This is a genomic window from Bacillus altitudinis, from assembly GCF_001191605.1.
GTDB classification, from domain to species: domain Bacteria; phylum Bacillota; class Bacilli; order Bacillales; family Bacillaceae; genus Bacillus; species Bacillus altitudinis.
This window is the reverse complement of sequence record NZ_CP009108.1, coordinates 1,255,868-1,270,563: the sequence shown is the minus strand read 5'-3', so window position 1 is coordinate 1,270,563 and position 14,696 is coordinate 1,255,868. Positions and strand designations below refer to the sequence as shown.

General features: G+C 42.6%; 14 protein-coding genes. 3 read left to right on the top strand and 11 right to left on the bottom strand.

What is annotated here, in order from left to right:
* Window positions 1-4: 4 nt before the first annotated feature.
* The 9 genes from ID12_RS06515 to ID12_RS06475 form a co-directional block, all read right to left on the bottom strand.
* Window positions 5-1,621, bottom strand: a complete 1,617-nt coding sequence (locus tag ID12_RS06515) for a YceG family protein (protein WP_050826904.1) — start codon at window positions 1,619-1,621, stop codon at window positions 5-7.
* A 70-nt stretch (window positions 1,622-1,691) separates the two neighbouring features.
* Window positions 1,692-2,507 (bottom strand): HAD family hydrolase, encoded by an 816-nt coding sequence (locus tag ID12_RS06510; RefSeq protein ID WP_050826903.1) that lies wholly within the window; start codon window positions 2,505-2,507, stop codon window positions 1,692-1,694.
* On the bottom strand, window positions 2,504-3,613 hold the full coding sequence (locus ID12_RS06505; protein WP_017358589.1) for a cysteine protease StiP family protein: 1,110 nt from the start codon (window positions 3,611-3,613) through the stop codon (window positions 2,504-2,506). Before ID12_RS06505 ends, ID12_RS06510 begins: the two co-directional genes overlap by 4 nt.
* The gene (locus tag ID12_RS06500) at window positions 3,606-4,937 is read right to left on the bottom strand and encodes a phosphoribosyltransferase family protein (protein ID WP_050826902.1); all 1,332 of its coding nucleotides are present in this window, start codon (window positions 4,935-4,937) and stop codon (window positions 3,606-3,608) included. The genes ID12_RS06505 and ID12_RS06500 overlap by 8 nt, the downstream gene beginning before the upstream one ends.
* On the bottom strand, window positions 4,921-6,114 hold the full coding sequence (locus ID12_RS06495; RefSeq protein WP_050826901.1) for an HpcH/HpaI aldolase/citrate lyase family protein: 1,194 nt from the start codon (window positions 6,112-6,114) through the stop codon (window positions 4,921-4,923). The genes ID12_RS06500 and ID12_RS06495 overlap by 17 nt, the downstream gene beginning before the upstream one ends.
* Window positions 6,115-6,196: 82 nt before the next feature.
* Window positions 6,197-6,976: a TerC family protein gene (locus ID12_RS06490; RefSeq protein ID WP_050826900.1), complete on the bottom strand. Its 780-nt coding sequence runs from the start codon at window positions 6,974-6,976 to the stop codon at window positions 6,197-6,199.
* A 140-nt stretch (window positions 6,977-7,116) separates the two neighbouring features.
* Window positions 7,117-7,695 (bottom strand): TerD family protein, encoded by a 579-nt coding sequence (locus ID12_RS06485; protein WP_007498343.1) that lies wholly within the window; start codon window positions 7,693-7,695, stop codon window positions 7,117-7,119.
* Window positions 7,696-7,736: 41 nt separating this feature from the next.
* The gene (locus ID12_RS06480; RefSeq protein WP_008342133.1) at window positions 7,737-8,318 is read right to left on the bottom strand and encodes a TerD family protein; all 582 of its coding nucleotides are present in this window, start codon (window positions 8,316-8,318) and stop codon (window positions 7,737-7,739) included.
* Window positions 8,319-8,338: 20 nt separating this feature from the next.
* Window positions 8,339-8,941: a TerD family protein gene (locus ID12_RS06475; protein ID WP_017358594.1), complete on the bottom strand. Its 603-nt coding sequence runs from the start codon at window positions 8,939-8,941 to the stop codon at window positions 8,339-8,341.
* A gap of 417 nt (window positions 8,942-9,358) precedes the next feature.
* Here ID12_RS06475 and ID12_RS06470 point away from each other — a divergent pair, with 417 nt between their 5' ends.
* The gene (locus ID12_RS06470; protein WP_045034624.1) at window positions 9,359-10,351 is read left to right on the top strand and encodes an LLM class flavin-dependent oxidoreductase; all 993 of its coding nucleotides are present in this window, start codon (window positions 9,359-9,361) and stop codon (window positions 10,349-10,351) included.
* 213 nt (window positions 10,352-10,564) lie between these two features.
* On the top strand, window positions 10,565-11,605 hold the full coding sequence (locus tag ID12_RS06465; protein ID WP_050826899.1) for an acyltransferase family protein: 1,041 nt from the start codon (window positions 10,565-10,567) through the stop codon (window positions 11,603-11,605).
* A gap of 19 nt (window positions 11,606-11,624) precedes the next feature.
* Here ID12_RS06465 and ID12_RS06460 read toward each other — a convergent pair whose 3' ends face one another.
* Window positions 11,625-12,407: a glucose 1-dehydrogenase gene (locus tag ID12_RS06460; RefSeq protein WP_050826898.1), complete on the bottom strand. Its 783-nt coding sequence runs from the start codon at window positions 12,405-12,407 to the stop codon at window positions 11,625-11,627.
* Window positions 12,408-12,519: 112 nt separating this feature from the next.
* Entirely contained in the window at window positions 12,520-12,948 is a 429-nt protein-coding gene (locus tag ID12_RS06455) for a cell wall hydrolase (RefSeq protein ID WP_008342138.1), read from the bottom strand.
* A gap of 539 nt (window positions 12,949-13,487) precedes the next feature.
* Between ID12_RS06455 and ID12_RS06450 the strand changes: the two genes are divergently transcribed.
* On the top strand, window positions 13,488-14,549 hold the full coding sequence (locus ID12_RS06450) for a DUF4352 domain-containing protein (protein ID WP_024719008.1): 1,062 nt from the start codon (window positions 13,488-13,490) through the stop codon (window positions 14,547-14,549).
* The last annotated feature ends 147 nt before the right edge of the window (window positions 14,550-14,696 follow it).

The window sequence follows — 14,696 nt, the reverse complement described above, 5'->3', positions numbered from 1 at the left end:
CTCCTTATCGGTTTTTAATGGATTGAAATAACTTTCTCACAATAGACGGCTCTTTAAACTCTTGGTTCATGACCATTTCATCAAGCCAATGTGTATCAAATAATTGATCGTCTATATACCGCTCTATACACTGATAGCCGGCGGGATGATAGACGAAGAGATCCACACCCATTTCATTTAGGAAAATCAGGGCAGCCGCATCAGAACGAGTCAGCTCACCATTATATTCCGTATGGTATAAAATCACTTTCGGTACAGTCTGGGCATAATCAAAGGTTTGAATGAGTTCAATTACATCTTGGTTCATATGCAAAAGCTGCTTGAATAAATAAATACGCACATCTAATTCGGTCTCATGGCCTTCTTTTAACAGCTTCGGATGCTGACATATGCGAGAAATGGCCTCTGCGATCGCACGCTGCGTGCCCTCATATAAATGCGAGAACTGCCACACATTGCTTTTCATTACCAAATCAGGGTCAACCTCTCCTGCTTTAGAGAGTGCATGCTGATAATGAAATTGATAATTCGAAGACACTTCTTGTGTGAAAGGGAAATGACGAATCGTTTTCGTTTCTTTCCCCTCCATTAGCGTGTGGATACGGTCCCAATATTCTCGCTTGTCTCTCGTCACCCCCATCATCTTCGCAAAAAGATTCGGAATCTGTATGGTGTCACGGTCTGCTTTGAAATTCGGGCGGATAAACGACCGTTCCTTCGCAATTAAAAACAGCTCATCATACGTTGTCTTTAGCGTAATAGAATGAGGGGTATGATCTCTGAATTGCCATGGCTTATACAGCATGGAATCTTCTGTGTGAAGTACCTCTTCAAGCTCTCTTGTCGAACGGTACGCCACCGTTGATTTCCTCTCAGGCTTTTCTGTAGGGAACGGTTCAAGCTTTGACGTCCCTGGATACTGATCAATAAAAGTCAGCTTTTCTTCTGGATCTAATTCACGAAATTGATCCTTGCCTTCTGGATGAAACAGCACCACATCACAGCCAATCAGCATGACATAGTAAAGAAAATAAAGCTGACTTTTATTCGCCTCTCCATACCAAATGACAGCTGGCATTTTTTCTTCCATATTGCCTTCCTTCAGCCATGGTCCTAGATGATTATTTGAAAACTTCACCACATCTAGCAGCACGCGGCGGAAATCAGGATGCTGGAATCCCCCTTCATGCAGCTGCTTGAAATGTTCAAACACCTGAATTAACGAAAGGCGGATATGCCGGTTCATCACTGGGTTTGGATGACGGACAATGAGCTGTTCACCGTCTAAGAAAGCCACAAATCGATTCACGGACAATCCCTTTTCTTCCTGATTGATCATATGAATCCGCTGGAGCGCTTGAAAGTGCTCCGGCTCAATATGCCGGTTGAGGGTTTCACTTAAAATATGCATGCCGTCAGTTTCGTATAATTCATGTAAATAAATAAAATAATCGGTTGCATCATGCGGAGTTCCAAGGACACGGGCGGCGAGACGCGGCAAGGATAAGGTGTGCTCGTCCTTGACGTAGCCGTCTCGTTCAGGGAGCGGCTTTTTCAGCAGGTTTTTCCAAGCTTCCTGTTTCGCCCGTGTCTGGGTTACATTGATTTCTTTATAACTCACGCCGCTCCTTCCTTTCTCCTATATTTTCTCGAAAGCTACTACTATCATATCATTCAGCCTTCTACTTCTGCTATCGAATCGAAGGCTTTTTTGCTGTGTTCATCTTCTTTGCGACAGAAGCGGCGATTTCGTCTGCCGCCGCCATGCCAGAGGCTGTCGTCGGTTCAAGCGATAGATCAACATCTAAGACTTCACCATGACTCGGAGCGAAGCCTTTATCCGCTTGACGTATGAGATCAGCATCTAACAAGGAGTCGCCCGCACCATATACATATTCAAGTTGTAGCCTTTCTTTTAGAAAAGCAACAGCAGCCCACTTATTGAGCGGCTTTGGAATAAAATACAGCTTTCGACCCTGAAGGGAAACTTGCCAGCCTCTCTCCTCACCCCACAGCCTTAATTCAGCGAGCGGAATATGAGAAAGAAACTCGTCTTTCATAATTAAATAAAGAAATCTTCCCTCAGCTGTTCGAGTACGTTTCACCCAAGCGGCAACCGGAAGTTCAGAGATCGCCCGCAGCATATCTCTCACCGGCATACACTCTTGCAGTCTCTCATCTACAATCGCCTGCCACTCCTCAAGCGGCTTACCGTGATGAAGGATACAGCCGCCGTTTGTCGTGACGGCATACTCTGGTTTGATCTCTTGCTGAAAGAGAGTGATTCGTTCAAATTGTGCTGTCGTTCTTGTCGTCACTGGGATAAACCAGCCTGCTTGATGAATTGCCTGTAAGGAGGCTTTCGTTTCAATAGACATATAGGAAAGCGGCCGGTCGTCCAGCACCTCAATTAATTCGTATGCTCCCTTGTATGCATACTGCTCAAGCATTCGATGTGAGTATATCAGTGTCCGGTCTAAATCACTGGCAAATGCGATGTTCTTCATGACGATTGCTCCAACGGGCGGATGAGCCCGCAGCATGTGTAGGACATGTTGGCATATTCAATGACGGGCACGCCTCTGTCCTCTGCGAGTAGTAAAATGTGCTTGAGCTTTTCCCGAGATCCAGGCTGAATGAGTATTTTCCAAGGGACTCTTCTGAGCAGCACACGGGTCGTCTCACCGACGCCTGGCTTAATCAAATGCGTATTGTCAATTTGGAACTCCTGACCAATCGCTTCAATGGAGGTCATCCCTCGCCAGTCTGGAGGCGTTCCTTGTGCGAGAAGGGTCTCTGCTTTCTCTTTTACATTTGCATCAAGTTCAGAAAACGCTTCTTCAATTGTATTGACATACAAATTAGAGACATCCTCATCAATGAGCTCTTCATAATACTTAGCCCCATGGAAATCATCGGCATGGATCCAGCGGTTGTTTAGCACCGTTCGACTAACTAGACCAGAGACCGTTGAATTCAAGCAGGCACTTGGAATGAGGAAATCCTCTCTCGTTCCGTAAACACTCGTACAATAACCAGGATCAGCCAGCACAGCCAGCTCACTCGAAAGACGAATTCCATATTTCTGTTCAAAATCGAGCACCGCTTTTTGAAGCTCTTTGGAAATAGCACCCTTTCCAGTCCAACCGTCAATAAAGGCAATCTCAAAACCTGGATGTTCTTTGAGGATATAATGCAGCGCATTTTCATCTATTCCACGGTCACGAATAATAGAGATGCTATAATGCGGCAAATCGAGTCCATACGTCTTTCTGATATACCGTTTAATGAGCACCCCGATTGGTGTCCCAGCCCGTGCCAAGCTGCACAGAACGGTTTGAAATCCTCGCTTTTTCACAATTTGTTCTGCGACAATCGCTACGGCTTCCGCTACCTTTTGCTTACTTTCTTCAAGAGATTGATAGAATAAGTCCATATAAGATGCCGTCGGCTTATATTCAATTGGCAGCATTTCTGAGTAATGGGCACCGCTTTGAATAGAGCGCTCCCGCTCTTCTGTACTTTTCTCCATCTCAATCGATGATAAATCCTTGAGTAAGAAGGTTACGTCCTGCTCTGGATAGCTTCCCATCTTTGTATACACGTTAGCCATTCACCTTCACCTCATCTGATAAAGTCACAATATGCACATGCTTCACATGCCGCTCGGCAAATAAGTGGATCAGCGGCATCAAAGCTTCTTGAGACACCTTTTTCTCAAAAAACAAAAAGACATCATCGTACTGATCTTTAGGGATATTGTACACGTAGTGCTGAATGCGGGCATCCTCTGGACTCAAAAATGCGAATCCGTTTTGAACAGCGTACCCTTCCTTTTCAACTGGATGAATCGGACTTCTTGTCGTCGAATGAAAAAGGACACCTTCGCCCATATGAGCTGCAAGTCTCATCGGCACATACATCAATTCTCCTGTTCCTAAGCAAAGTGTCTGTTTTCCTTTTCGTTTTCGCTGAAGCTTCAGCCCAGCCTCAGCAGTTGCTTGATCAATGGCGTCCGTGTCCGCTGCGCTTAAACCGAAACGACCTGTTTCATGGATATACGGCGAATGCCCCGCCGGATTGACTGCATGGGAAAGTGAATATGGCACTTGCTTAAAGAAGGATTGAAGAGAATGAAAAGAGAGTTCAGGTCTTTTCTCTTGCGCAGCAATTTCATACGAATAAGCAGGCTCATCCAGTGTTGTCCCCCGAAACATCATCTGCCCTTTTAATAAAGATAATGATGTGATATTTACCCCTAGCTCCTCTTGAAGCTGAAGCATCGCTTCCTCGTGCTCCTCTGTTCTCCAATCCAAAATGGATAGAATCGTATAAGAGGATCTAGGGTGCTTTGCGTGCAGATCCCGAATGATATTCATATTTGTCCGGCCTGTCGTGACCTCATCATCTACTAGCACAATCGGGCGATCCGTCCGAAGTAAGGCGTCATCTGCGTAGCAAAGCTGATCTGTCGCATGAGAATGTTCCTCTTCAAATACGAGTGAAGGATCAAGATCCAACAGCTGTTCACGTGTCGTATGAATGTAAGATGCTCCTTCTATGACGTCATACACACCATGACCAAGCGCTGTTGCCGTTTCAGCAAAGCCGATCACAATCGGCTCGTTTACCGCCGAAAGCTTCTCTTTTTTGAGCGCAGCATAGGCTTCAGTTAACTTAACATGATCATTCGTTTTTAGTGCTTCTACTACATCGTCTTGATGCGGGGGCGTCTTGCCTGTTTGTTCTTTTGCATAAGCCATTGCCAAAAGACCTGAGACGAGGAGTGGCTTCAACGGGTGAACAGGCATATGTTTCCCGAGCACCTTGCTAACAAATAAAAAGGCTCTCTTTTTGTTCACCCGTGCCGCCATGTCAAAAAGATGTTCTTTTTCAAGCTGAAGCGTACCCTCTTTGAGGTTAAGCTCCACCTCCATATGTTCCAAGATGTTCAGCGTATGCGGCTTCTGCTTCTGTGAGTATGTCGATATAGCTTCTATTTTCATGAAACACCCCGTAAATGTCTGACTTCATTAAAATGTTTTCCGCCCAGCGATAGTGCGGCTTCGTTTCGTTCATTTTATTAGAAAAGGTACTCTTCATCACGCCGACTGTACCATCTGCATGCTCTAAAATACTTAATGCATCCATGTACTCTTCCTTTGTGACAACGTACATGCTTTGAACTGGCTTGAGATGCGTTGGATGGATGACTGTCTTGCCATGAATACCGTTTACCACATCCATCTTTGTCTCTTTGAGCAGACCTTGCATATGATCGAGTTCAGATGAGGAAGATTCACCGCTCTTAGAAATTGCACAGATGAATGGATTTTGTTCTTTTCGTGCCGGTCCAAAATGCTCCCATACAGCACCTGATATCACAAATGAACGACCAAAATAATTGATGATATCTGTGATCAACTCAGCAATGACTCTGATCTCATAAATGGTGGTCTCGCGATCACGGCGAATGCCGTATAATCCACACAGATCCGTTGCTCCAATGCGAATATTCAAAATATATTCCTCATCATTCAGCATGATCTGCTTTAATTCAGACAACACCTGATATCTCGTTTCTTTTTCTAATAAATCTGGTGTTTCTAAAATGGGCATTCCGTATAGTGTTTTCTGAGTTTGTGCTGAAGCCTGTTTCAAACTGTCCACATATTCCTTTGCATTGTGAACGGAGCACTTTGGAAACACAAAACCAGTCAGTAAATGAAGAGAGGGACCGAGCAAATCTGCCATTTTGAGCAGTTGTTTAGGCGAACGAACTCGAATAAATAAAAGCGGCAAATGCTCAGCTATTTCTGGAGAGTGATGAATTGTCTCAGTAAGGCAGGTCAATTGTACCACTATATTCTGTTCAGCCATGTCCACTTCCTGATCACCAATGGCGTCCTCCAAGCAAAACACAACAGAGCAAAGCGCTTCATATTTCTGCGAAAGCAGCATGTCTGCTACATCCTGTCTTGTCGCAGGCATATACAAAGTAGCACCTAATGCATGCGCAAGTACATGCCTTGGCGTCAATGAATGAACTGCCGCCGGCCGCTTTAAAAAAATATCGTGCTGCCTCGTCTCTGATAAAAAACGAAAATATCGCATGCAGTGCCACCTCCTGTTGTAATGACTTGATGATTCAAAAAAGGATGGAGCCGCTAGTCAACTCCATTCCTTTTTGATCGTCCTATTCTTCTTTTGAAGCCGCAGCTTCGTTTGTTACACCTTGATGCTTCTTCTTATTGATTTTATGAACAATAAACGTTCCGATAAACGCTAGGATAATAATCGCAAAGAATGCGAGATGCGGGATTTCAATATGAGCAGCACTTAAGCCCATTTTGATGGCAATAATTCCAATGAGAATAAATGCCGTATTCTCAAGCTCTGGTATACGGTCGATGAGCACAAGGAATAATTGTGCCACTGTACGCATCATGAGAATTCCAAGCATTCCACCTAAAAGAAGAATCCATACTTCCTCAGATACAGCGAATGCAGCAAGGATACTGTCTACCGAGAAGGCAAGGTCCATAATTTCTACAGAAATAACAGTTGCCCAGAAGACGCCAAATACGCGAATCATCCAGCCTTCTTTTTTCAATTCCTTCGCTTCGTCATCTCCGTCACCTAACCAGAAGTGCTTAATGACCAGCCAAGCTAAGTATGCAGCGCCCAGGACTTTCACCCAAGCAAACTTGATGAGCAGCATCCCTACGCCAATGAATAGAAAACGGAAGAAATAAGCGCCAATTAATCCGTAGGTTAATGCCTTTTTACGCTGCTTTTCAGGTAAATGTTTCACCATAACAGCTAATACAAGTGCGTTATCCGCTGACAACAAACCTTCAAGCACGACAAGGGTCCCAATAAGCCCCCAAGAGACAGGATTTGTTAATACCTCTGCCCACATATGCCAATCAAAAAACGAGGCATACGTGTCCAACATATGTTTCAAAATGTCCAACTGGTTTTCCTCCTATAAGTGTAGAAGCATCAGCAGGCTTTCGCCTGCTGTTATTCTTGATCGCTGTTTCTTTCTCACTTTGGAAAATACCCTCATATGAGTCATTGGCAGCGCCTCTTGAATGAAGTTGTTTCTTCTCTTTACACTTCTAACCCATAATTTTGACAAAGAGCTGCAAGTCCGCCAGAGAATCCGCTTCCGATTGCGTTAAACTTCCAATCGCTGCCGTGTCTATATAGTTCGCATACGACGACAGCTGTTTCAATTGAGAAGTCCTCCCCTAAATCAAAACGAATCAATTCTTCCCCGCCCTCTTCATTTACAACACGAACAAATGCATTAGAGACTTGTCCAAAATTCTGGCTGCGTGCCTCTGCATCATGAATCGTCACTGTAATTCCGATACGATCAATGTTAGCAGGAATTTTCGAGAAATCAACGAGAATTTGCTCGTCATCTCCATCTCCTTCACCCGTACGGTTATCACCGGTATGAGTGACACTGCCGCTTGGATGCTGCAGATTATTATAGAACACGAAGTCTGTGTCTTGCTGACAACGATTGTTTGCATCTACTAAGAAAGCCGAAGCGTCCAAATCAAATTCGGCTCCGCCTGAATATTTATTCGTATCCCAGCCAAGTCCGATCATCACTTTTGTCAGCCCTGGATTGGTTTTCGTTAAATCGACACGTTGTCCTTTTGAAAGCTGAATCGCCATATTCGTATCTCTCCTATCTCCTGAAAATATGAAAACGGGCGTTACCCGATATCTAAGCCGAAGTCTGTTGCAATGCGGGCAAGTCCGCCTTGATAGCCTGATCCAACAGCTGAGAATTTCCACTCTCCGCCATGACGGTATAATTCGCCTACAATAATCGCTGTTTCAATTGAAAAGTCTTCTGCCAAATCATAGCGAATGAGCTCTTCATTTGATGCCGCATTTAAAATACGGACGTAAGCGTTAGACACCTGTCCAAAGTTTTGGCTGCGTGCTTCTGCATCATGGATTGTAATGACGAAGGAGATTTTCTCAATACTTGCTGGTACAGTTGAAAGATCAACATTGACCTGCTCGTCATCTCCGTCTCCTTCACCTGTACGGTTATCGCCTGTATGTACGATACTTCCGCCACCGCCAGTTGTTTGATTGTAGAAGACAAAGTCAGATGGAGAGTTTGCTTTCCCTGCTGCATCTAAAAGGAATACGCTTGCGTCTAGATCAAAGTCATGTCCGCCATCATACTTGTTTACATCCCAGCCAAGACCTACGACTACTTTTGTTAAACCTGGATTCGTTTTTGTTAAATCAATTTTTTGACCTTTCGCTAAAGAAATTCCCACTAGGAACCTCTCCCTTCTAATTAAATGTAGTTTCTCGTAATATCGGCAAGCTTCGCATCGTTTGTACCATTTCCTACAGCTGCAAACTTCCACTCATTCTCGTGGCGATAAAGCTCTCCAACGATTAATGATGTTTTACCTGCATATTCATCTTTCAAATTATATTTCACTAATTCTTGATTGTTTGAACGGTCAACAATTCGGATGTAAGCATTTTGAATCATACCAAAGTGTTGGTTTCTTCTAAGTGCATCATAAATGTTCACAACGAACACCAATTTATTCACATTGCCTGGTACCTTGCTTAAGTTGACGAGGACTTGTTCATCATCTCCGTCTCCTTCACCTGTCAGGTTGTCACCTGTATGTTCGACACTGCCGCATTTGCTTTTCAAGTTACCAAAGTAAATCAAATCTTTATTTTCAACAAACTTATCATTTTTCAGCATCAGCACTGAAGCGTCACAATCAATATCAGCGCCGCCTCCGCCGCCAAACAGCTTTCCAAGAAAACCGCCGCCTTGTGACACAGGGTCCCAGCCAAGTCCAACTAGAATATTGGTTAGTCCTGCTTTTCCTTTTGTTAAATCAATACGTTGACCTTTTTCTAATGTAATCGCCAAATCAATCACTCCTCCAGCATAATAAAAATCTATTTATTAAGCGATGGACCCTATTAAAATCATCATACATGAAAATTCGACAAAATTCATGAAATGACATTGGAGCCTCTTACTCTTTTTTCTATTTACTAGTATATACGATCTATGTATAAAAGAGGTTTCAATATGATGATATTTTTTTAAAGAAAGATCCATGACAAAAATGATTCATGTCGTAAAAGAAGTGTTTCATGTGAAACATTGTCGAATGTTCCCGTTACACAGCCTCTCGCTTAAAAACAGGGCGCGCACCCACTTCATATGTTGATATAGAAAATTCACATACATAGCTGTGATAAACCCTTTCATTTCCTTCCGTTCATGACTTTCTTTATACTTATGAATAGAATTCAACGTATTGATGAAAGGGTGTTGATGATGCCATCACTTCATATATTAGATCAAGTCGCCATCCCTAAAGGCCAGTCCGCACAAGAAACATTGGTTCATACGACAGAGCTGGCCAAGCTTGCGGAAACACTGGGGTATGAGCGGTATTGGTTTGCTGAACACCACAGCACGAGAGGACTCGCGAGTACAGCGCCTGAAATATTAATGGCACATATTGCTTCACACACATCGACATTGCGCACAGGCTCTGGGGGGATTTTACTCCCGCAGTACAGCCCTTTTAAAGTAGCAGAAGTCACCCGCCAGCTTGAAGCCCTTTACCCTGGGCGGATTGAGATCGGGGTTGGTAAATCCCCAGGCGGAATTGAACGGACGAGACTCGCTTTGACAGACGGCGTGAAGAAAGAACTGTCTCAATTTGACCGCCAGTTGGAGGACCTTCTTTTTTACTTATCTGACAGCCTGCCTTCTGGTCATCGGCATGCAGGAGTGAAAGCGGCTCCGCTCGTTGATTCTTATCCGCCAGTCTGGCTGCTTGGACTCGGGGAAAACAGTGCCATCCAGGCGGCATCACTTGGAATCAACTATATTTTCGGACATTTTATTCATCCTGCACGAGGCCGGCAAGCTTTTGAAGCGTATCGGTCACACTTTTCTCCATCCGTTTTCTCACGTCAGCCTCAGTCTATGTTTGCTGTCTTTGTGATCTGTGCAGACACAGACGAGGAAGCAAGCCGCATTGCCACCAGTACAGACTTATGGCTACTTCGGGTTGAAAAAGGGCTGGACAGTCGCGTTCCTTCTATAGAAGAAGCAGAGAACTATCATTACACTGAGCAAGAAAAGAAAAAAGTGTTACAAAACCGCCAGCGAATGATTGTTGGCTCAAAGCAAACAGTGAAAGAACAGCTGCAAATCTTAATGGACCGCTATCAAACGGACGAGATGATGATATTAAACAATTCATTTGATCCAATGGAAAAACAGCGTTCCTTTGAACGAATCGCAGAACTATTTTGAAGCCAATCTTTCATTGGCTTCTTTTTTTACATTGTTATAAAAAATGGGAAATGTAACATCGAGATGTCAAAAAGCTTCCTTCTGTCATCTGATCGCAAATGTGTCTTCTAATCGTTAGCGAACTGTAAACGCATTGTAGGTGTACCTTTTATATAGTAGAGGTACATATGAAGTAACGGTTTACAATGCTGAGATGGAAGGAGATGACTGGCCATGAATAAACGACTCGACTGGGTGGATGCGGCTAAAGGAATCGGCATTCTGCTCGTCGTTATGGCGCATGTACCCATTCCTGATTCATTCAAGCAATTTATATACTCTTTTCATATGCCACTCTTCTTTTTACTATCAGGTATGATGTTTCGATCATCCTCACAACCTGCTATGTCATTTATACAGAAAAAAGCGAAAAGCTTGCTCTTACCTTATCTCTATTTCTCCATTATTACGTACGTTTTCTGGTTCACGGTGACCCGATTTTTCGCCTTTAAAGGGCAAACAGATATTGATCCCTTCGTTCCATTTACGGGAATTTTCATTTCAAATGCCGATGAAGCAAGACTGACGCATAACCCAGCCATCTGGTTTTTAACGACGCTCTTTTTAGTGGAAATGTTGTTTTTCTTAATGCATCGTCTGACAAAAGGAAAACCAGCTGTATTGATTTTACTGACCATCCTTTGCGGTGGAGCCGGATATGCTTCCACGCTATTGTTAAACCAGAGTCTCCCTTGGAATGCCAATGTTGCGTTAACGGCTGTTGTGTTTTATTCAATCGGATTTTTAGCAAAACAATGGTTTGTGGAATTAAAAACAGATCCTACCCTTCTGTTATGTACAGGTCTGCTGGTACTGACTGCATATATGCAAAGCTTTAATTCACGAATTGATATGCGGGTCAATGACTATGGGGATCTATTCATTTTTTATGCTTGTGCACTGCTCGGTTCAGCTGCTGTTATTTATTTAAGCTTCAAATTGAAAACGTCCACGATATTGACGTATCTCGGACGTCATTCCATTGTGATTCTCGTCCTGCAATTTGCCGGTATCGATATCATGAAGGCATTTGTTTATTACGGACTAGGCATCAATATCTCTGATACAGCGCAGCTTTCTTGGACGCTCTTTTATACGATCGGTACATTGCTGCTCATGGTGCCATGTATCTCTTTCTTGAGCAAGTATCCTATGCTGCTCGGCAAACCAGCAAAGTCAGCACACCGCTACAAAGAAAAAACATCCGCCGGCTAATGGGGCGGATGTTTTTCTATTATTCATCATTTAATTGAGAAGGATAAAGCGTCATTCCTCCATCAACAAATAATGTAGTACCTGTAATATAGGCAGCTTCTTTCGATACGAGAAATGCAGCGGCGGACCCAATCTCCTTTGGCTCGCCAAACGTTCTCATTGGAATTTTCTCAAGCTGCTTTTGTTTTTTCTGTTCATCTTGAAGGTCGTCATTTGATTCCGTTGCCATCGTACCTGGTGCAATCGCATTGACCCGAATACCCGCTTCGGCATAATCAAGAGCCAGCGTCTTCGTCATCATATTCATTCCTCCTTTAGAAGTAGAGTAATGAACATTGAACGGCCGCGGGATCTCTTGATGGACACTGGATATATTCAAGATTGAGCCTTTCACATCATGTTCCATCATATAGGCAATTGCTGCCTTTGCTCCTAAAAATGAGCCTGTGATATTCACATCAATGACCTTTTGCCATTGTTCCAACGTCATTTCATGCGGCATTGCTTCTTCACCATTAAATCCCGAATTATTGACGAACACGTCTAGTGCGTTAAAATTCTCCAGCGCGGCATCCATTAACGCCTGAATTCCTTCCTCTTTGGAGACATCTGCGTGTACTTTCACCGCCCTACCTCCATGCTGCTGAATGGCTTGTACTGTTTTTTCAGCACCCTCTTCATCACCTTTATAATTCACAACCACGTTCATTTGTTCTTGTCCAAATCTCAAGGCGATGGCTTGTCCAATTCCTTTAGAAGAACCTGTCACAATGGCTGTTTTCCCTTTTAAATCTTGATACATCTTCATTTCCTCCAATCACGTGCTTCATCTTGTTGATACACAATGGTTACCCATTTTGAAAAAAAGAAAAACACAATCCTCTTGAATACAAAGGATTGTGCTGTTCATCAAGCTAAAAGGTGTTATAAACATTCTCACATGTTTCAGCTGTGGGCTGGTAAAAGCAATGTGACTTATATCTTGCCACAAACGGCTGATTGTACCAAGTGGATGGACAATTTCCAGGCGGTTTGAAATACCAAAGACTGAATTTCGCAGGCCAAAATCGTTCACCATTAATGTTCCTCCGTGCAAGTGTCTTTTCACTTTCTCGTGCTCGCTGATAAAAATAGCCATGCGTGACTGCCTCAAACGCATGCTCCTGATAAATCATTTGTGGAATCGTACGCAGCCCTTTAAAGTCAGAACAGTTGGCACGCAAACGATTGATGCCTACATTTCCTACAAGCAGCATCCCTTGTTTCCCTTCACCTTCCGCTTCGGCTCTCAGCAGTCTGGCCATTAAATCAATATCAGAGCTTGTCGCTCTTACCACTGCCATACATCCACCTCCCATTCATTTCTCTTTTATTTTATGTAGGGTTTCTGTGTAGATGACTGCCATTTTGAAGGGAAAAGACACATTCCGTGTCGAGAGCCTGTCTAAATACCTCAACATTTCGCTGGACAAGTGTCTCTATGTCAACAACACACAAACCTAGTGATCATACACATCACAGGAAAAAATATTCATTACTAACGACTCATTTACAAGTCATAAAAATCCTTCTATTTGCTACATCTTCTTCAAAAACAGTCATTTGAACCTATTCAATAATCCGACTCAAAACCTTAAAATATAAAATGTTGAGTTTTTACAGGAGATTTCAAACAATAAAATACACATTTCTCCTCTCAACATAGTGTCATTTTTACTACTTGAAGTGGATGAACCTTTCGAACGCACTGAGGTATTGACAGTACTTTCGCTTCATTCTACAGTAAAAAACATACAGTATTTTTCTTTTTGTGCAAAAAGAACGATATGAACTAAAGCTTTCCAATGAAATTCACCATAAAACCCGAGGAGGAAAACATCTCATGTTTAAAAAGAAATTATCCCTGTTTCTTCTGATTTTGTGTGTAACTGTTGTCGCTGCTGCTTGTAGTGGTGGAAAAGACAAAACTGCTGCGAAAGAAAGCGATACAAAAAAATCCCTTGATGCAGCTGAAGTAAAAGTAGAAAGTGCTGAGTACACTTTACCACCTCAATACGATACATCTGTTCAGGATGATCAATATGTCCTAAAAGTGAATGTATCTGTAAAAAACATCAGCAAAGAACCATTGAATGTGGATAAAAGCAACTTTACGCTTTACCAAGATGACGCTCAGGTGTCTACCATCTCTCCTGATGACTACAACGAAGTATTATCTTCCAGCTCTCTAAATGCAGGTAAAGTATCAAAAGGTGGTCTTTTCTTTGTGGTTGATAAAGAAAAAGACTATCAATTGGTTTACACAGAGCCTGGTACTGGATCGAAAAAAGATGACAAAACACTAGAATTCGATATTAAAGGAAAAGACTTGATGAAAAAGGCAGATACACTTCAAGCGTCTGCAAAAGCCCTTTCTTCTTATATTGATGTCATGATTTTTGGCAAGAAAAATGACGATTTCGAAAAACTAACAGGTGATAACAAATCAACTGTCGTAAACGAATTTGATAAATCATTCAAACAAGGCTACATTTCTTCTTCTGGTATTTCATCTAGCTCAGCAAAAGACGAAAACCTTGATAAGCTTCTAAAAGCTGTAAAAGAAACATTAGCTGAAAAATCAAAAGTATCAACGAAAACAAAATCAATCAGCGGTGATAAAGCTGTCGTGACTGTGACACTTACACCAATTGATGCAAGCCCGCTTGTCGATCGTTTAAAAGAAAAAGCAACTGAATTCTACAGCAAAAACCGTACAGCATCTTATGATGATGCACAGAAATATCTACTTTCTATCTATCCAGATGAATTTAAAAAATTAGGACCATCATCTTCTGAAGAAACAGTAGAAGTGAACATGAAGAAAAACGATATCGACCAATGGAAACTTGATTTGAACGACTACAAAACAAGCTCATTGGTTGAAAAGTTCATCAAGAACTAAAGAAAAACCCCCGGTTCCCGGGGGTTTTCTTTAGTCTTTTTTTGATTGATGTCTATATTTGATTCCGACATACAAACAAGTAAGGAAGAAAATGGTGATCCACACCCACAAGACATTCACCATCAATAATGTGGTGGCTACTACAAT